Origin of the sequence: Kutzneria buriramensis, assembly GCF_003387475.1 — a bacterium.
GTDB classification, from domain to species: domain Bacteria; phylum Actinomycetota; class Actinomycetes; order Mycobacteriales; family Pseudonocardiaceae; genus Kutzneria; species Kutzneria buriramensis.
In genome coordinates, this window is sequence record NZ_QUNO01000010.1 from 69,984 (window position 1) to 86,981 (window position 16,998).

Below are 16,998 nucleotides of genomic sequence, written 5' to 3' on the forward strand. Positions count from 1 at the left end.
GGAGGGGTCCGCTCGCCCGAGCGGATGGCCTTTCACCAGGCATGACGCCGCCACCCTGACGCGCGGCGCGACCGCCTTCACACCAGCCGAGACCGCCACGCGGTCCCGGCCGGTATTCGTCCTTGCACGTGATATCTCCCTGTCATATCACGGAAAGGAATTCACCGTTGGCCGGCGTTCTCCGTCGAAGACCGACCCGCCTCCGCCGCCCCGTGCCACTCGCAGATCCGGTGCGCCGCCGGGCACCGCCCTGACCACAGCTGAGGGTTCCCCATGCCTGTGTCCCATCCCCGCATTTCCATCGTCATTCCGGTGCGCAACGAGGCGCGCAATCTGGAGCTGGTGCTCCCCCGACTTCCCGACGTGCACCAGGTGGTGCTCGTGGACGGCGACTCCGTCGACGGCTCGGTCGACGTGGCCCGCCGCTGCCTGCCCGGCATCGAGACCGTCGCCCAGACCCGCACCGGCAAGGGCAACGCCCTGGCCTGCGGGTTCGCCCGCGTCACCGGCGACGTCACGATCATGTTCGACGCCGACGGCTCGGCCGACCCGGCCGAGATCCCCCGCTACGTCACGGCCCTGACCGACGGCGCGGACTTCGCCAAGGGCAGCCGGTTCCGGCCGGGCGGCGGCAGCGAGGACATCACCGCCCTACGCCGCGTCGGCAACGCCGCCCTGAACCTGGTGACCAACCGCCTGATGCGCACCCGCTTCACCGACCTCTGCTACGGCTACAACGCCTTCTGGACCCGCGTCCTGGGCGTCCTCGACCTGCCACCGGTGGACGCGCCGGACCGCCAATGGGGCGACGGCTTCGAGGTCGAGACGCTGATCAACTGCCGGATCGCGGCGGCCGGCCTGCGCATCGCCGAGGTGCCGAGCTTCGAACGCAACCGGATCCACGGAGTGTCCAATCTGGACACCTTCAGGGACGGATTCCGGGTGCTGCGAACGATCCTCGCCGAACACCGCCGAAGCCGTCGATTCCCGGCGTGCCCGACCGTGCCGGCCGAGCTGGACCCGGTGGTCGAATGACAACGGCATCCGTGGTGATCTGCTGCTACACCGAGCGCCGCTGGGACGACATCGTCGATGCGGTGAAGTCGCTGACCGAGCAGACGGTGGTGCCGACCGAAGTCCTGCTGGTCGTCGACCACAACGAGAACCTGTTACGCCGCGCGGTGACGGCGTTCGATGCCGTCACAGTGCTTGCCAACAAACGAAGTCGTGGCTTGTCCGGGGCGCGCAACACCGGTGTCGACAACGCCACTGGGGACATCGTGGCGTTCCTGGACGACGACGCCAGAGCAGACCCGCAATGGCTGCAACGAATGCTGGAGCCCTACGCGGACCCGAACGTCGCCGCGGTCGGCGGTAAGGCGCACCCACTGTGGCCGAGCGGCCGGCGGCCGCGGATGCTGCCGCCGGAACTTGGCTGGGTCGTCGGCTGCTCGTTCATGGGCCAGCCGACGGAACGAGCCGAGGTGCGCAACCTGATGGGATGCGCGATGTCCTTCCGCCGCAACACAATCCGCGAGCTCGGCGGATTCGCGGAGTGGATCGGCCGGATCGGTTCCACCCCGCTGGGGTGCGAGGAGACGGAGCTGTGCATACGCCTCAGGCAACGGTTCCCGGCGTCGAAGGTCTTTCTCGAGCCGGACGCCACGGTTCGGCACCGCGTGACCGAGGACCGCACGACGTGGCGCTACCTGGCCCGGCGGAGCTGGGCGGAAGGCCTGTCGAAGGCTGCGATCTCGCGGCTGGTCGGATCTCGGGACGCGCTGTCGACCGAGCAGTCCTACGTGCGCCGGACGATCCCCCTTGCTCTGCTGAGGGAGTTCGGCCGACCGGCCATGGCCGCGCTGGTACTCGCACCGTTCGCGGCGGCCGCGGGATACGTCGCCGGCAAAATGTCCACGCCGACGCGTGAGGTGCCGCTCGCTGCCCCGACAAAGCCTGACCGCACGAGCGACGCTCCGCCGGAGCCGGCGAGGTGGCCGTCGGCGAGCGTGATCATCGCGACGGCCGGACGAGTCGAGGATGCCGAGCGATGTGTGCGAAGTGTCCTCGCCACAAGGTATCCGGACCTGGAGATCATCCTCGTCGACAACCACGCCAAGGCTGCCAACGCGGACCTCGCCCGGTTGGCGGAGATCGACGGCCGCGTCCGGTACCTGCGAGAACCGGAGCCCGGGGCAAGCCGCGCCCGCAACGCCGGCGCGGCCGCAGCCGACGGCGAGGTGCTGGCGTTCACCGACGACGACGCCGTGGTGGACGAGTGCTGGCTGGCCGAGGCGGTTGCGGAGATCGAGGCCGGCGGCGCGGACTGCGTCACCGGACTGGTGCTGCCGATGAGTCTGGACACCAAGGCCCGGCAGTGGTTCGAGGCGTTCGGCGGCTTCGGCAAGGGCTTCGAACGACGCCGATTCGGTCCCGACCAGCCGGTGCCGGATCCCCTCTACCCGCTCTCCCCCGGTACCTTCGGCTCCGGCAACAACATGGTGTGGCGGCGTGGTTCCTTCCAACACCTCCACGGCTTCGACGAACGGCTCGGCCCCGGCCGGCCCACCCGCGCCGGCGAGGACCTGGACCTGTACCTGCGGCTGATCACAAGCGGCGGCCGCATCGACTACACGCCGAACGCCCTGGTGTGGCACGAACATCGCGCGACCCTGCCGGCGCTGCGCAAGCAGCTGCGCGGCTACGGAACCGGCCTGGCGGCGACGTTCCTGTTGCACGCCCTGCGTCCCGGCGGCGCGCGGCAGATCGCCTCCCGACTAGGCCTGGGCCTGCGACTGCTGCTGGCATCCGACTCGAAACGAAATTCCGGACGGGGAAAGGACTTCCCGCTCCGGCTCGTGTTCGACGAGCTGTTCGGAATGGCCCTCGCACCGTGGCGGCTCGCCGTCGAGATGATCCGGAGGCGGCGTTCATGACCCGATTCCATGCGGCGGCGCTCCTGGTCGTCACCCTGACCGTTGCCGCACTCGCTGCATCCAATGTGGACAGCAAAGCGCGAATGGTCTCCACCATCCTGTTCTTCCTCCTGGTGCCTGGATCAGCGGCCGTCGCGCTGGCCCGGCCGGCGTGGACGTCGGTGACCTGGTCCATCGCGATCGGCATCAGCGTCGCCGCCGATGTGCTGGTGGCGCAGGCAATGCTCCTGCTCGGTTGGCACCCGGTATGGGCATTCGGCGCGCTGCTGACGGTCAGTGCCGGGCTGCTGACCGTGCATCTGGTGAGGCCGGTATGACTGACGTGGCAACCGATTCACGGCCGGGGCGCGGGGCGCTGACGGACGGCGCTGCGCTGTCGACAAGCGCGGTGATCACCGGCGCGGTGGGCCTGGTGTGCTGGCTGATAGCCGCGGCGACGTTGCCGCAGGCAGCCGTCGGGGCGTCCTCGGCCTTCGTGTCCGGATTCATGCTGGTAGCGGGCGTATCGCAGCTGAATGTCGGCCTGGGCGCGCTGCGATGGCTGCCGCAGGCCGGCCGGTTGACCGGCAAGATCGTGCTACGCGCGTACCTACTGGTCGCAGGCGTCGCCGCCATCGGTTCGGTGGTGTTCCTGTTGCTACCGGCCGGAAAATTCGTGCTGCACGTGGGCGGGCCGGCACTGTTCGTGCTGGCGTCGGTGTGTTGGGCACTGTTCCAGTTGCAGGACTACATGTTGGCGGCGCTGGGCAAGGCGTGGTGGGTGCCGATGTTCAACGGCGCGTTCGGCGCGGTACGGGTCGCGGCGCTGCCGGCGCTCGGCATCGCGCTGGGGGCGTTAGGCGTCCTGGTGTCGTGGATCGCACCGACAGCGGCGATGATGCTGGTCGCGATCGCGGCGATCACACACCTCGTACTGCGCCGGGGTCCGGCCGAGCCGGCGATATTGCCGCAGCCGCCGGAGGTTCTTTCCTACCTGGGGCCAACATATCTCGCCGCGCTGGGCACGACGCTGCTCTACAACTCGGTGCCGCTGATGGTGGTCAGCATTCACGGCACGGCGGTCGGCGCCACGTTCTTCGTGGTCTGGACAGCCGTGAACGCCGTCGACTACGCAATCAACGGCTTCGTGAACTCGTTGGTGCTCAGGGGATCCCGCAGCCCGGCCGAACTGCCTGCGGTGTTGCGGGTAGTCGCGGTCAAACTGCTGCCGGTGGTAACGGCCGGCGCGGTCGCGGGGGCGCTGCTGGCACCTTTCCTCCTAGGGTTGTTCGGTCACGCCTACGCGGCGCAGGGTACCGGGGCGCTGCGCTTCTTGTTGCTGGGCATGGTGATCCGCACAGTTGTCGCGCTCGCAGTCGGCGTCCGGCTGGCGGCGGGTCGCGGCCTCGCGGCGGCAATCGTCCAGGCGTCGAGCACAGTCCTGGTGCTGTCCGCCGTGCTGCTGGCACCGGGCTCGACCGGCCTCGTCGGGCCGGCGGTCGGGTTCCTGGCGGCGCAGGTCGTGGTGGCCGCGGCGGTCGGCCCCGGCCTGTTCCGCATGGTGGTGACGTCATGACTGCGTTGTTGTCACAGGAGAAGACGCGCCAACAAGAGTGGCTCGCGCCAGCGGTGTGCGTACTCGCCGCGGCGGTGTGGGCGCTCGCCGTGCGGCCGGTCGACCCCGGCACGCTGGGATCCCTCGGCCTGGCGGCGTCGATCTCGCCGGCAGTGTTGATCGGCGTCGCCATGCTTTCGGTTGGATTCGTGCTCGAACTGCGCTCCGCCAGCCCGCGCACCTGGGTTCTCGCCGGCGCCTGCATGCTAGCGGTCATCTGCGCGTACGGACTACAGCCGCTGGTCGAACCGTCAGCGCGACTGCCGGTCGCCTGGCTGCACGCCGGCTGGAGCGGCTACATCGCCCAGCATGGCCAGATCCTGCACAACTTCGACGCAAGGTTCAGCTGGCCGGCCTTCTTCGCCTTCGTCGCCTGGCTGACCAAGGCGTCCGGCGCCCCCGACGCGACGGTGTTCCTGGCCTGGGCACCGCCGGTGTTCACCGGGCTGGCGGCGATCGGCGTGCACACCCTGGCCTCGACGGTCCTCGGCCGGGGACGCGGCGCGTGGTTGGCGGTCTGGCTGTTCCTGATCGTCAACTGGGTGGAACAGGACTACTTCTCGCCGCAGGGTCTCGCCTACCTGATGTACCTGGCGGCCTTGACGATCGTGCTGCGTTGGCTGTGCCGCGAAGGTCTCACAGCTGCGAGCGTTCTCGGCTCCAACCGAACAAGGTTGGCGGCGGCCGCGTTCATCGTCCTGCTCTGCGCCATGGCCCCCGAGCACCAGGTGACGCCGTTCGCGTTGGCCGGTCTGATGGTGGTGCTCGCGGTCACCCGGATGCTGCGAACGCCCTGGCTGGCAGTTGTCGCAGTGCTGATTCCCCTGGCCTGGCTCGCCTTGGGGGCCAAGGAATACTGGATCGGCCACCTGGACGATCTGTTCGGCGGCGTCGGCGACCTGTCCGGATCTGTGCAGCAGAACGTGGGCCAGCGTTTCTCCGGCGATCTCGGCCGAATCGCGGTCCTGACCGTCCGCTGCGGACTGTCGATAGCCCTGCTCGTCCTAGCCGCTGCGGGATGGTGGCGACTTCGCAAGGACCGCCCCATCGTGCTCGCCGTGCTTGCCTTGCTGCCATTCGGGTTGGTCGGCTTGCAGTCGTACGGCGGTGAGATGCTGCTACGCAGCTACCTCTACGCGTTGCCGCTGCTGTGCACGCTTGGCGGCGCGGCCCTCGTCACCATGCTCGACCGCCTGCCGACCGCACTCCTAACCGCCGCCGGTTTGGGGCTGGCAGCCATCGGTCTGGTCACGGCCCGGGGCGGTAACGACGCCTATGTCGCCTTCCGCTCCGACGACGTCAAAGTGGTCCAAGAGGCCTATCGCGAGGCCTTGCCGGGCCAGCACATCACCGCCCTCGCCGGATATCTGCCGATGCAGTGGGCACGCGTCGGTGAGGTGCGGCAGCTGTCGCTGGAACTGAAATGCCCGCCCGGCCCCGACGAAGCGCCGTGTGTCCGCCACCTCGGCCCCGAGTTCGTGATCGTCAATCCCGCGCAGGACGCCTACGGCCACATGCTGCTCGGCCTGCCGCCCGGCTGGAGCCGCGCCGCGGTCGCCGGCCTGGAATCCCACGGATACCGGGAAAAGCTCCGCATCGGCGACACCGTCCTGCTCGAACTGGGAGGCACTCGATGACCACCCCGACTGCCGTCTACGTCGGCTGGACGGGACGCGGCAACCTCGGCGACGACGCCATCGCCGACGCGCTGCTGCAGCACATTCCCGGCGTGGCGCCGTGGCACGTGCCGACCGATCCCACGGCCTTCGCCGCGCGACTTTTGGCCGGTGCTGGCGTCGGTGCGCGCCGACGGACCGTGCTGCTGGGCGGCGGAACTGTCGTCGGCCGCCGGAACTGGCGGCTGCTGCTCGCCGCGACCGGCACCCTGCTGGCGCGCCGCCGGCCGTGGCACCTGATCGGCGTCGGCGTCGAGGATCCGGCGTTCCAGGGCCGCAATTCCTTCTCCGACCGTGACGAACTGCGGCGCTGGGTGGATGTCTGCGGCTGGTTCGAGCGGATCACCGTGCGCGGCCCGCGATCGCAGGAGCTGCTCGCCTCGGTCGGCGTGAACTCCGAGATCGTCGGCGATCCCGCGCTGTTGCACGGACCGAGCGCACCGGTCGAGCCGCGAGAACGGTTGCTCGGCGTGAACCTGGGCTTCGGTGACGACCTGTGGGGGCACGATCACGACCGTGTCGTCGCGGAAACCGCTGCGCTGGTGCGTGAATTGGCCGGCGCGGGGTGGTCGTCGCGGCTGATCGTGGTGAACCTGAAGGACCTGCCGTCCGCCACCGCGTGCGTCGAGCGCGCCGGCGTCAATGTCCCGATCCACATCGCCACTACCGTCCCCGACTACCTCGCCGCCGTCGCGGACTGCACCGTGCTCGTGGCGGAACGACTGCACGCCCTGGTACTCGGAGCCGCCGCCGGGGTGCCGTTGGTGGGTCTCGAGTACCAGCCGAAGTGCGCCGACTTCCTTGCCTCGGTGGGCTGCGGCGAGCGATCGCTGCGCACCGACACCGTGACCGCCGGCGCGCTGATCGACCACGTGCGGTCGCTTGCCGATCACCGCGACACCGAGTCCGCCCTGCTGGCAACGCATGTCGGGGCGCTGCGGGAGTTGTTACTGGAGGAGGTCGCCTGGATCCGCAACCGCCTGTGCGCCAACGAGGTCGTCGGGAGCGCGCCATGAGCCGGCTGCTGGCACAACTCCGCCTGGAGATCGGCTTCGTGACGAAACGAGCACTGGTCAACGCGTTCGCCGGCAGCACGCTGGCGCCGCGGCCGCTCCGCTGGGCCGTGTACCGGCTCTGCGGCTCCCGGATCGACACCATGAACGTGTTCCCGGGCCTGCAACTCGGCGGTCCGCCGTCGAATCTGACGGTGGGCCGGGGCACCTTCCTCAACGTCGGCTGCTTCATCGAGCTCGTGGCACCGGTGCGCATCGGCCGGGACTGTCAGCTCGGCATGCAGGTGATGATCGTGACTTCACACCATGAGTCCACCGTGGACCGTGTCCCGACCGGCCGCCCGGTGGTGATCGGCAATCGGGTGTGGCTCGGGGCCAGGGCGACCGTCCTGCCCGGCGTGACCATCGGCGACGACGTCGTCATCGCAGCCGGTGCCGTCGTCGCCACCGACTGTGTCGGGCCCGGCACATATGCCGGCGTGCCCGCCCGGCTGATCAAGGAGGCGGCATGACCGCATCGAGGTTGACCGCGCTGCTCGTCACCATCGGCGCGGTGATCGGGGCGTGCAGCGGATCCGTCGCCGCCACGCCCGCGGCGCTGGCCGGGCATCGCCTGGTCGCCGACGAGGAGTTCGACGGCTCGTCGCTGGATCTGAGCCGCTGGACCCCGTACAACAGCAAGTCCACCAACGGGATCTCCACGTTCTCCGCGTCGCAGCTGCGGGTCGCCGGCGGGGAGCTACAGATCATCGGCCAGGGCAAAGATCCGACCGGGGCCGGCAACAAGTCCGGTGCGGTGTGCTGGTGCAAGGGCGACGGCAACCGCACGTACGGGCTGTGGGGCATCCGCGCCAAGCTCGACCCCGGCAAGGGTTATGCGCCGGCCTTCCTGCTGTGGCCGCAGTCCAACGTGTGGCCGCAGGACGGCGAGACCGACATCATCGAGACCGTGCACCCGCAGCGGGCATGGGACCTCGCCTCCGTGCACTGGGGCCTGCCGCCCAGTGGCGACCGAGAGAGCGGCAAGGTCTACGGCGACTTCAGCGGCTGGCACGTGTACTGGGTGGATTGGCGGCCCACCTACATCAAGATCTACGTCGACCGCACGCTCGTCTACGACACCACCCGCAGCACGAAGAAGCCGGTGATCCCCAGCAAGCCGATGCACATGGTGATGCAACAGGAACCCGGCCCGTACGCACCGAAGGTCTGGCTGCCGCCGCCGGACCAGTCCACGCCCGACCACGTGGTCGTGCACGTCGACTGGGTGCGCGTCTACGACTGACCGCCACAAACAAAAACCCCAGGTCGTACGGCCTGGGGTTTTGGCTCCTCCAGCTGGACTCGAACCAGCAACCCTGCGATTAACAGTCGCATGCTCTGCCAATTGAGCTATGGAGGAATGTTCTGTTGTTCATCGCCTCGCGGTCTCCCGCTCAACTGGTGACAACTGTAGCGCATGCGGGCGAGGGGGTTTCACACACCCCCCTCCAGCGGGTACGGGTAGGGAGTCACGACGGCGCGGCGGCGAGGCGGAGGACTGACGATGAAGACCTTCCTACTGGGTGTGGCGATCGGCTACGTGTTGGGCGCTCGTGCAGGTCGGGAGCGGTACGACCAGCTGGTTCAGGCCTACCGCAGGCTCAAGGACCACCCCGCCGTGCAGGGGATGGCGGGCGTGGTCAGAGCGAAGCTGGGGGCCGGCGAGGCGTGATCAACGTCGCACGCGGGCCACGGCGAACACCCGCCGGAACGGGAACCAGGTGGTGCCGTCGGCCCGCGGCGGATAAACCTTGCGCAGCTCGACGGCGAGTTCGGCGCGGAACTCCGGCCACACATCCTCGTCGAGAGCGGACTTGATCGGACGCAATGCCGTGCCGGTCACCCATTCGAGGACGGGATCGGGTCCGGACAGCCGCTGGAGATAGATCGTCTCCCACGCGTCCACCTCGCAGCCGGCCTCGATGAGCACGTCGGCGTAGCCGGCGGGGTCGAGCACGGCCAGCGGCTCGCGCAGAGCCAACTCCTCCAACTCGCGCCGCCAGCGCGGCCGGCCGGCGACTTCGCGAATGGTGGTGTGCGACGGCGAGGAGAAGTTGCCGGGCACCTGCATCGCCAGCCAGGCGCCGTTGGGCAGCTCCCGCGCCCAGCGGCTGAGCAGGGCGGCATGGCCGGGCACCCACTGCAACACGGCGTTGGTGACGATGACGTCGGTGTCGGCCTGCGGCTTCCAGTCGTTGACGTCGACGACCTCGGCGTCGATTCCGCGTTCCCGCGCGGCGGCGACCATCTCGGGCGACGAGTCGGAGGCCTCCAGCGCCGCGCCGGGCCAGCGCTGCCCGAGCGTGACGGTGAGGTTGCCGGGCCCGCAGCCGAGATCGACCACTCGACGGGGTGATTCGGCGCCGATGCGGGCGACGAGGTCATGGAACGGGCGCGCGCGATGGTCGCCGAACGCGAGGTACTGGGCGGGATCCCACATCACAGGCCTCCTTGCAAACCGTACGTACGTCTTTTATAGCGCACCTACGGCTCCCCGACCAGACCCACCGCCCGTCAGTGCAACCGAGCGGACACCTGCGCGGCGAGCTTGGCCACGGCCGCCGGATCGACGCCGGCATCGGCCCTGACCTGGAGGATCGTGCCGTCCTGGCCGGGCACCCGCCGCTTGATGAACCACACGCCGCCGCCGGGCAGCTCGTGGCGGTGCCGGTCCACGATCGACCCGGTGACGCGCCGCTGCACCGCCTCCGGCAGCTTCCCGGGGTTCTCCAGCGGGTACCGGCGCGGAGGCTGGTCGGTGAGCAGCACCGCGGTGCCGGCGGTCCCGCTCGTCGCGGCGGCGACGACCGTCAGCGCGTTGCCGTCCCACGTCGCCTTGCTGACCAGATGCCAGCCCAGGCGCTCCTCACCCGGCAGCCACAGCCCCAGCGACGTCGCCACCACCGGCTCGCCGCCGGACGTGCAGCTCGCCGCCACGCTCTCGTTCGCGGCCAGCTGACCGGCGAACCCCTCAGGGAGCCCGGTCAGCCGTCGGCGCAGCCAGCTCAAAACCCACCGATCCCCTGCTCGCGCAACGCCTTCCGGTACTGCTCCAGCGCCACCAGGTCGCCGAACAGCTCGCGGTACTCGTCCACGTTCTCGATGGGCGACAGCCGTTGCAACCGCGACTTGAGGTCTGCGACCTGCTTGGCCACCAACGTCTCCTGGAGCCGCGCGACGATCACCTCGACGTAGCGGATGTCCACTTCGGACTTCACCTGCAACGGCTCGACGGCCAGCTCGGTCAGCAGCGACCGCAGGCTCTGGTGCTGCAGCTGCTGTCCGACGGCGTCGACGAAGGCGGGCCCGGAGATGCCGCACGACGCCCCGCCGGCGGCGATGATCCCGCGGTGCAGCTCCAGGTACGCCGGGTCGCTGAACGAGTCCTCGGGCAGCGAGTCGTAGTACGGCCCGGCCAGCGCCGGCGCCTGGAGGGCGACCTTGAGCGCCTCACGCTGCGTCCACAGCGCCGGGTCGTCCCGACGCGGCCGCGCGGGCCCGGCAACGTCGAGCCCCAGCGCGCCCTGGCTCGGATCGGCCACCTGCACGCGGCGGCCGCGCCGTGCTGGCTCACTGCCGCCGGCGGACTCCCGCACGCGCCGCACGACGGTGTTGGTGTCCTCCCAGCCGACCCAGCCAGCCAGCTGCCGCGCGTACTCGTCCCGCAGCGACACGTCCTTGATCTGCGCGACCATCGGTACCGCGCGGCGCAACGCGTCCACGCGCCCCTCTGCGGTGTCGAGGTCGTGCTCAGCGAGCAATGCCTTGATGGCGAACGTGAACAGCGGCTGGCGGCGTGCAACCAGGTCGCGCACAGCCGTCTCGCCCTTGGCCTGCCGTAGCTCGCAGGGGTCCATGCCGTCCGGGGCGACGCAGATGAACGTCTGCGCGGCGAACTTCTGCTCGTCCTCGAACGCCTTCAGCGCCGCCTTCTGCCCGGCGGCGTCGCCGTCGAAGGTGAAGATGACCTCGCCCCGGAACGCGTCATCGTCCATCAACAGCCGCCGCAGCACCGAAATGTGGTCGCTACCGAAGGCGGTCCCGCACGCGGCGACGGCGGTCGGCACGCCGGCGGCGTGCATCGCCATCACGTCGGTGTAGCCCTCGACCACCACGACCTGGTGCCGCCGCGCGATCTCCCGCTTGGCCAGGTCGATGCCGAACAGCACCTGGGACTTCTTGAAGATCGGCGTCTCCGCCGTGTTGACGTACTTGGCCTCGATCCGGTCGTCGTCGAACAGCCGGCGCGCGCCGAAGCCGACGACGTCGCCGCCGAGGTCCTTCAGCGGCCACAGCAGCCGGCGGTGGAACCGGTCCATCGGCCCGCGCTGCCCCTCGCGCGACAACCCGGCCTTGTACAGCTCGTCCAGCTCGAAGCCGCGCCCCAGCAGGTGCTTGGTCAGCGAGTCCCAGCCGGCGGGCGCGAAGCCGCAGCCGAACAGGCTGGCGGTCGCCTCGTCGAAGTCCCGCTCGGCGAGGTACGCCCGCGCCTTGAGGGCATCGGGCGTGCGCAGCTGCTCCATGTAGAACTCGGAGGCCGCCCGGTGCGCCTCCAGCATCCGGCTGCGGGTGCCGCGGTCGCGCTGCACGCTCGCGCCGCCGCCCTCGTAGGTCAGCTGGATGCCGACCCGCTCCGCGAGCCGCTCCACCGACTCCACGAAGCTGAGGTGATCGATCTTCATCACGAAGGCGATCACGTCGCCGCCCTCGCCACAGCCGAAGCAGTGGAAGGTGCCGTGCGTCGACCGGACGTTGAACGAGGGCGTCTTCTCGTCGTGGAACGGGCACAGCCCCTTCAACGCGCCGCCGCCGGCCCTGCGCAGGGCGACGTACTCGCCGACCACCTCGTCGATCCGGTTGCGGTCGCGCACCTCGGCGATGTCACTGTCCCGGATGCGTCCTGCCACAACAGTCGAGTGTAGGCGGCCGCCCATGCGGCAGGATCGGGGCATGTCCGTCGCACCCGACGATCTGGCCGCCGCCTTCGACACGCACCGCACGCACCTGCTCGGCGTCGCCTACCGCATCACCGGACGCTTCGGTGAGGCGGAGGACGCCGTGCAGGAGGCGTGGCTGCGGCTGGCGGCGCATCCCGAGGGCATCCGCGACCTGCGCGCATGGCTGACGACCGTGGTCGGCCGGATCTGCCTGGACCAGCTCAAGTCGGCGGCGGCGCGCCATGAGCGCTACGTCGGCTCCTGGCTGCCGGAGCCGCTGGTGACGCCGGTCGAGGGCGGCGACCCCCTCGACATCGTCGTGCAGGACGACGGCGTGCGGATGGCGGCGCTGGTGGTGTTGCACACACTGACGCCGGAGCAGCGGGTGGCCTTCGTGCTGCACGACGCCTTCGGCGTGCCCTTCCCGGAAATCGCCGAGACGTTGGGCTGCGCGCCGGCGACGGCCCGCCAGCACGCGTCCCGGGCCCGCCGCATCGTCGAGGACGCCGACGTGCCGCCCCGAGCCGACCTGGACACCCAGCACGCGGTGCTGACGGAGTTCCTGGCCGCGGTCGCCGGCGGCGACATCGAGCAGGTGCTGCGGGTGCTGCACCCGGACGTCGTCATGGTCGGCGACGGCGGCGGCCGCGCCAAGACCGCCATCAACGTCATCACCGGCCGGGACAAGGTCGCCCGGTTCTTCCTCGGGCTCCGCTCGATGTACGGGCCGCAAACGCTTGCGAGCTTCCGGTTCGCGCTGGTCAACGGCGATCTGGGCCTGGTGCTGCCGGCCGGTCACGGACCGGACGCCCGTGTGAGCACGTTCGTGGTCCGCGACGGCCGGCTGACCGCCTGCTACGACGTGGCCAACCCGGACAAGCTCACACACGTGGAATTCGGCACGCCTCCCCGGACGTGAAGCCCTGCTCGACGATGCCCAGCGCCTGGTTGATCCGGCTGCGCTGGTTCTCCAACGCGATCAGGTACGTCAGCTCGAGGGCGCCGTCATGCCCCAGCTCCGCGTCCAACTCCTCGACCTGCTCGTCGGTGACGGTGGTCGGCGTCGTGGTCATCGCGTCGGCGTAGGCCAGGGCCTTGCACTCGATGTCGGTGAACTTGTCCGACGTCCGGTAGTCATCGATCTCGCGCAGCCGGTCGATGTCCAGCCCGCCCAGCCGCTGCACCATGGCGCCGAAGTCCACGCACCACGAGCAGCCCAGCACCACCGCGACCCGGTACTGCACCAGCTGCCGCAGGCTGGCCGGCAGCCTGGTCGCGGCCTTTTCGATCCACAGCTCGTGCACGCCAGCAGCCTTCAGCAGGCCGCCGTGTTGGGCGAAAACCGCGTAAGGCTCGGGCACCGCGCCGTAGCGGCGCTTGGCGTACCAGTACATGCCGCGCACCAGCGGGCCGGCGTTGTCCTTGCGCACCACAGGAATCCTCGTCATACCCATGGGACGAGGAGCCCGCGGCGAGTGTGACAGCTACGGGTGCACGACCCGGGCGATGAAGTACGGCACACCGGTCTCCCGGTGCCGCACGACCACCAGGAACGGCCGGTCGACGTCCACCACAACCGGTTCCGTCGGCCGCACCATCGACATCGCCCGCACGACCACCGCGGTCGCGGCGGCGCCCTCCAGACCCTCTTCGTCGAACTTGAGCACCGACTCGTGCAGCACGTCGTCCACGAATACCCGCGGATCGGGGCAGAGCCGGGTGAGCCCGGCCTGACCGGCGCGGAACAGCAGACGCACGCCCAGGTCCAGCAGCGGATGCTTGATGCTCGCCCGTGTGCTGACATTGATCTTCGGCATGGTCAGCTGCACGCGCTGCGAGGACGTCGAGCCCAGCAGGTCGCCCAGCTTGGCGGCGTCGAGCGCGGGCTCGGCGACGGTCAGCGGCTCGTCCGGCAGCAGCACGACGGCGTCCACGCCGCCGGCCGCCGCCAGCGTGACGACCTGCCAGCCGTCACGGTGGGCGTAACCGAGGCGCTCGGTCTGCCGCATGGTCGGCGGCTCGTAGCTGCCGGTCGGGGCGTGGAACGGCCGCCGCGCGGTGGCCCCTTCGGCGAAGCGGTGCTGCCAGGCGACCTTCAGGTACAGGGCATTGACCAGGGTGGCGACCGTCTGCCGGGTGATGCTGCCCGGCGGGATCAGCTCCGGGATCAGGTCGCGGGTGGTCTCCGCGACGTCGGTGTTGATCAGCTTCCTGGCGTCCTCAGGGGCGTCGGCGAACGGCGCGCCCTTGATCGACCCGGCGGGCCAGCGCGCGAGCTCGTCGGCGAACTCCCGCCGGATCGGCAGATCCTCCAGCGCCCACAGCGTGTTCGACACGGCCAGCACCGGCGGCTCGCCATGGCCGCTGTCGGCCAACTCGGCCGCCGCGGCCAGCAACGCCGCCTGCGCACCCAGGTTGCCCGCGGGATCGCCGAGCAGCGCGCCGACGAGTTCGTCGCGACTCGCGCCCTCGGCGCCCTCCGCGGTCAGCCCGAGCGCGGACAGCACCGAGAACGGCGACCAGCACAGGTCGTTGTCCGGGTCGGGGTCGACCGCACGGTGCAGGGCGAGGGTGAACGCCAGGTCCACGACACCTCCTGGAGTGGGGGTGCCCCGAGTCTGCCATCCGCCCGCCGCTAACGCCGTGGGTCGCGCAATTTGAGGTTCGCAGATTCCTCCGGAAGTGGACGCGCGCCGGCGCCGCGCGGCCCGTTCGGACGCGGAACCCGCGGCTCACGGACGCCGGCCAGGCCGCTGCCGTCCCCGCCCGCGGCGCCGCCACCCTTTCGGGTGACACCCGCCAGCACCCGGCGGCGGAACAGCCGCCGCAGTCCTCGTCGCACCGCCCGCGCTATACCCATGAGACCGAGGGTCCCACCGGCGCTGCCGGTCGGGCACCCGGTTCACCGCAGGCAGAACCGGTCGTACCAGGCGACGGCCTGAGCATCGGTGAGCGAGGCCAACTGGTCGACGACCACCCGCAGCCGAGCGGCGTCGTCGCCGGCCACCAGCCACGCCGGCCGGAACGCCGGATCGAGCGCATCGGGCGCACCCGCGGACAGCACCTCGGCGAGCTCCATGAGCTGCTGCCGCTGCACCCGCTGTAAAGCGAGCCGGTGCGGATCACTCATCACGTAGTGCAGCGCGACGGCCTTGAGCAGTGCCACCTCGGCCGCCACCAGCGGCGGCACCGCGAGATCGGCGGCGTACCGGTTGAGCGGACCGTGGCCGTGCAGCCGCCGCGTCTCCGTGATGGCGGCCGCGGCGAAACGGCCGACCAGTTCGCTGGTCAGCACCTTCAACGCCACCTGGGCCCCCAGCGAACCGTCGTAGTCGTGCACGGCCAACTCGGCGACGGCCGGCAGCCGCAGCAGCTCGGTCGCGGCATCCTCCAACGCGCCGACCGGCTCGTCGGAGAAGTGCTTGGCGGCCAACTCGGCCACCGCGGCCCGCTCCACCGGGCTGGCCAGTTCGCTCAGCGAGATACGCCCGGACAGCACGCCGTCCTCGACGTCGTGAACCGAGTAGGCGACGTCGTCGGCCCAGTCCATGACCTGCGCCTCCAGGCAGCGCCGACGCTCCGACGCACCTTCCCGCACCCACTCGAAGACGGCCAGGTCGTCCTCGTACACGCCGAACTTGACCACGCCTGCGGTCCGCGGCCACGGGTACTTGGTGGCCGCGTCCAGCGACGCCCTCGTCAGGTTCAGCCCGTAGCCGCGCCCGTCGGCCAGCACCTTCGGCTCGAGCCGGGTGAGGATGCGCAGCGTCTGCGCGTTGCCCTCGAAGCCGCCGCACGGCTCCGCGATCACGTGCAGCGCCCGTTCCCCGTTGTGCCCGAACGGCGGGTGCCCGATGTCGTGCGCCAACCCGGCCGTGTCCACTACGTCCGGATCGCAGCCCAGTTCGGCGCCGATGCCCCGGCCGATCTGCGCGACCTCCAGCGAGTGCGTCAGCCGCGTCCGCGGCACGTCGCCCTCGCCCGGCCCGACCACCTGCGTCTTGCCGGCCAGCCGCCGCAGCGCCGCCGAGTGCAGCACCCGCGCCCGGTCCCGGGAGAAGGCGCTGCGGTCCTCGGCCAGCGACCCGGGCAGGGCCGCCCGCTTCGGCGCATCCGCCAGCAGACGCGCGCTGTCGTGCTCGGTGTAGCCGCCGGTCAACTGACGCTCGCACCGAACTCGTCGGCGGGCGCCTTGGACAACCGGTAGAACAGCAGCGCGCCGGTCTCCCGGACGATCTGGCTGAACTGGGTCTCCCGGGTGCGCACCATCGGACCGGTGTGCGTGGGCGACACCCCGGCGTCGATGCCCGAGTCCCGCGCCATGATCTGGGCTCGGAACGAGTGCCAGGGATCGCTCACCAGCACCGCCGAGTTCCACCCGTGATCGCGGTACACGGGGGCTACCGCCCGCAGGCTCTCCAGCGTGTCGCTGCCGGTGCCCACGGAGACGATCCGGTCCTGCGGAACCCCGTTGTCCGCCAACCACATCTGGCCTGACTCGGCTTCGGTGTAGTGGTCGCCGGGCTGCCGGCCGCCGACGGTGAGCACGTACTTCACCACGCCGTCGTCGTACAGCGTCTTCGCGTGCTGGAGCCGGGCCTCGAGCGCGTCCGACGGCCTGCCGTCGTACTGCGCCGCGCCGAGCACGATCGCGACGTCCACCGGGGACCGGTCGTCCAACCGGGCCACCTGCCAGACCCGCACGGCTGTGCCGCCGATCACCAGACCGGCCACCAGGATCGCGCCCAGCACGACCCGCAGACACATCCGGCGCACGGTCGACCCAGTCACGAGCCCCAT

Annotated in this window: 17 protein-coding genes and 1 tRNA gene; 10 read left to right on the plus strand and 8 right to left on the minus strand. The window is 70.4% G+C overall.

The features are described from left to right. The first annotated feature begins 273 nt into the window (after nucleotides 1–273). The 8 genes from BCF44_RS27990 to BCF44_RS28020 are packed head-to-tail and all read left to right on the plus strand — an operon-like array spanning nucleotide 274 to nucleotide 8,504. Nucleotides 274–1,035 carry a glycosyltransferase family 2 protein gene (locus BCF44_RS27990; RefSeq protein WP_116177394.1) on the plus strand — a complete coding sequence of 254 codons (762 nt, stop codon included), beginning with the start codon at nucleotides 274–276 and terminating at the stop codon, nucleotides 1,033–1,035. Continuing rightward, nucleotides 1,032–2,936: a glycosyltransferase family 2 protein gene (locus tag BCF44_RS55710; protein ID WP_170217796.1), complete on the plus strand. Its 1,905-nt coding sequence runs from the start codon at nucleotides 1,032–1,034 to the stop codon at nucleotides 2,934–2,936. Before BCF44_RS27990 ends, BCF44_RS55710 begins: the two co-directional genes overlap by 4 nt. Then, nucleotides 2,933–3,253 (plus strand): hypothetical protein, encoded by a 321-nt coding sequence (locus tag BCF44_RS28000; protein ID WP_147328660.1) that lies wholly within the window; start codon nucleotides 2,933–2,935, stop codon nucleotides 3,251–3,253. The genes BCF44_RS55710 and BCF44_RS28000 overlap by 4 nt, the downstream gene beginning before the upstream one ends. Then, nucleotides 3,250–4,491, plus strand: a complete 1,242-nt coding sequence (locus tag BCF44_RS28005) for a hypothetical protein (protein WP_147328661.1) — start codon at nucleotides 3,250–3,252, stop codon at nucleotides 4,489–4,491. Before BCF44_RS28000 ends, BCF44_RS28005 begins: the two co-directional genes overlap by 4 nt. Then, nucleotides 4,488–6,167 carry a hypothetical protein gene (locus BCF44_RS55715; RefSeq protein WP_170217797.1) on the plus strand — a complete coding sequence of 560 codons (1,680 nt, stop codon included), beginning with the start codon at nucleotides 4,488–4,490 and terminating at the stop codon, nucleotides 6,165–6,167. The genes BCF44_RS28005 and BCF44_RS55715 overlap by 4 nt, the downstream gene beginning before the upstream one ends. Then, a complete protein-coding gene (locus BCF44_RS28010) occupies nucleotides 6,164–7,222 on the plus strand; it encodes a polysaccharide pyruvyl transferase family protein (RefSeq protein WP_170217798.1) in 1,059 nt (352 codons plus the stop codon). The genes BCF44_RS55715 and BCF44_RS28010 overlap by 4 nt, the downstream gene beginning before the upstream one ends. Then, complete coding sequence (locus BCF44_RS58625; RefSeq protein ID WP_116177398.1) at nucleotides 7,219–7,731, plus strand: acyltransferase; 513 nt, start codon at nucleotides 7,219–7,221, stop codon at nucleotides 7,729–7,731. The genes BCF44_RS28010 and BCF44_RS58625 overlap by 4 nt, the downstream gene beginning before the upstream one ends. Further along, entirely contained in the window at nucleotides 7,728–8,504 is a 777-nt protein-coding gene (locus tag BCF44_RS28020) for a glycoside hydrolase family 16 protein (RefSeq protein ID WP_116177399.1), read from the plus strand. The genes BCF44_RS58625 and BCF44_RS28020 overlap by 4 nt, the downstream gene beginning before the upstream one ends. A gap of 41 nt (nucleotides 8,505–8,545) precedes the next feature. Here the strand turns inward: BCF44_RS28020 and BCF44_RS28025 are convergent. Further along, a tRNA-Asn gene (locus BCF44_RS28025) sits at nucleotides 8,546–8,621 on the minus strand. A gap of 144 nt (nucleotides 8,622–8,765) precedes the next feature. Between BCF44_RS28025 and BCF44_RS55720 the strand changes: the two genes are divergently transcribed. Continuing rightward, the gene (locus tag BCF44_RS55720) at nucleotides 8,766–8,933 is read left to right on the plus strand and encodes a hypothetical protein (protein ID WP_170217791.1); all 168 of its coding nucleotides are present in this window, start codon (nucleotides 8,766–8,768) and stop codon (nucleotides 8,931–8,933) included. Here BCF44_RS55720 and BCF44_RS28030 read toward each other — a convergent pair whose 3' ends face one another. From BCF44_RS28030 to dnaG, 3 genes are all read right to left on the minus strand, one after another. Continuing rightward, a complete protein-coding gene (locus tag BCF44_RS28030; RefSeq protein WP_116177400.1) occupies nucleotides 8,934–9,701 on the minus strand; it encodes a trans-aconitate 2-methyltransferase in 768 nt (255 codons plus the stop codon). It abuts the gene before it with no gap. A gap of 74 nt (nucleotides 9,702–9,775) precedes the next feature. Then, complete coding sequence (locus BCF44_RS28035) at nucleotides 9,776–10,270, minus strand: hypothetical protein (protein WP_116177401.1); 495 nt, start codon at nucleotides 10,268–10,270, stop codon at nucleotides 9,776–9,778. After that, nucleotides 10,267–12,168 (minus strand): DNA primase, encoded by a 1,902-nt coding sequence (gene dnaG / locus BCF44_RS28040; RefSeq protein WP_116177402.1) that lies wholly within the window; start codon nucleotides 12,166–12,168, stop codon nucleotides 10,267–10,269. Before dnaG ends, BCF44_RS28035 begins: the two co-directional genes overlap by 4 nt. A gap of 43 nt (nucleotides 12,169–12,211) precedes the next feature. On the opposite strand from dnaG, the gene BCF44_RS28045 reads away from it, so the two are divergent. Continuing rightward, a complete protein-coding gene (locus BCF44_RS28045; protein ID WP_246015643.1) occupies nucleotides 12,212–13,117 on the plus strand; it encodes a sigma-70 family RNA polymerase sigma factor in 906 nt (301 codons plus the stop codon). Here BCF44_RS28045 and BCF44_RS28050 read toward each other — a convergent pair. The 4 genes from BCF44_RS28050 to BCF44_RS28065 all read right to left on the minus strand — a co-directional run bounded on the left by BCF44_RS28050 (nucleotide 13,080) and on the right by BCF44_RS28065 (nucleotide 16,998). Beyond that, nucleotides 13,080–13,646 carry a carboxymuconolactone decarboxylase family protein gene (locus tag BCF44_RS28050; RefSeq protein ID WP_116177404.1) on the minus strand — a complete coding sequence of 189 codons (567 nt, stop codon included), beginning with the start codon at nucleotides 13,644–13,646 and terminating at the stop codon, nucleotides 13,080–13,082. The genes BCF44_RS28045 and BCF44_RS28050 overlap by 38 nt on opposite strands. 36 nt (nucleotides 13,647–13,682) lie before the next feature. Then, nucleotides 13,683–14,786 (minus strand): serpin family protein, encoded by a 1,104-nt coding sequence (locus BCF44_RS28055; RefSeq protein ID WP_116177405.1) that lies wholly within the window; start codon nucleotides 14,784–14,786, stop codon nucleotides 13,683–13,685. 314 nt (nucleotides 14,787–15,100) lie between these two features. Further along, a complete protein-coding gene (locus BCF44_RS28060; RefSeq protein WP_116177406.1) occupies nucleotides 15,101–16,357 on the minus strand; it encodes a deoxyguanosinetriphosphate triphosphohydrolase in 1,257 nt (418 codons plus the stop codon). Continuing rightward, nucleotides 16,354–16,998 (minus strand): YdcF family protein, encoded by a 645-nt coding sequence (locus tag BCF44_RS28065; protein WP_116177407.1) that lies wholly within the window; start codon nucleotides 16,996–16,998, stop codon nucleotides 16,354–16,356. The genes BCF44_RS28060 and BCF44_RS28065 overlap by 4 nt, the downstream gene beginning before the upstream one ends.

Bases quoted from the DNA above. Each gene is read 5' to 3' on its own strand.
- BCF44_RS27990 (WP_116177394.1), top strand. From the start codon at position 274: ATGCCTGTGTCCCATCCCCGCATTTCCATCGTCATTCCGGTGCGCAAC.
- BCF44_RS55710 (WP_170217796.1), top strand. From the start codon at position 1,032: ATGACAACGGCATCCGTGGTGATCTGCTGCTACACCGAGCGCCGCTGG.
- BCF44_RS28000 (WP_147328660.1), top strand. From the start codon at position 2,933: ATGACCCGATTCCATGCGGCGGCGCTCCTGGTCGTCACCCTGACCGTT.
- BCF44_RS28005 (WP_147328661.1), top strand. From the start codon at position 3,250: ATGACTGACGTGGCAACCGATTCACGGCCGGGGCGCGGGGCGCTGACG.
- BCF44_RS55715 (WP_170217797.1), top strand. From the start codon at position 4,488: ATGACTGCGTTGTTGTCACAGGAGAAGACGCGCCAACAAGAGTGGCTC.
- BCF44_RS28010 (WP_170217798.1), top strand. From the start codon at position 6,164: ATGACCACCCCGACTGCCGTCTACGTCGGCTGGACGGGACGCGGCAAC.
- BCF44_RS58625 (WP_116177398.1), top strand. From the start codon at position 7,219: ATGAGCCGGCTGCTGGCACAACTCCGCCTGGAGATCGGCTTCGTGACG.
- BCF44_RS28020 (WP_116177399.1), top strand. From the start codon at position 7,728: ATGACCGCATCGAGGTTGACCGCGCTGCTCGTCACCATCGGCGCGGTG.
- BCF44_RS55720 (WP_170217791.1), top strand. From the start codon at position 8,766: ATGAAGACCTTCCTACTGGGTGTGGCGATCGGCTACGTGTTGGGCGCT.
- BCF44_RS28030 (WP_116177400.1), bottom strand. From the start codon at position 9,701: ATGTGGGATCCCGCCCAGTACCTCGCGTTCGGCGACCATCGCGCGCGC.
- BCF44_RS28045 (WP_246015643.1), top strand. From the start codon at position 12,212: ATGTCCGTCGCACCCGACGATCTGGCCGCCGCCTTCGACACGCACCGC.
- BCF44_RS28050 (WP_116177404.1), bottom strand. From the start codon at position 13,646: ATGACGAGGATTCCTGTGGTGCGCAAGGACAACGCCGGCCCGCTGGTG.
- BCF44_RS28065 (WP_116177407.1), bottom strand. From the start codon at position 16,998: ATGGGGCTCGTGACTGGGTCGACCGTGCGCCGGATGTGTCTGCGGGTC.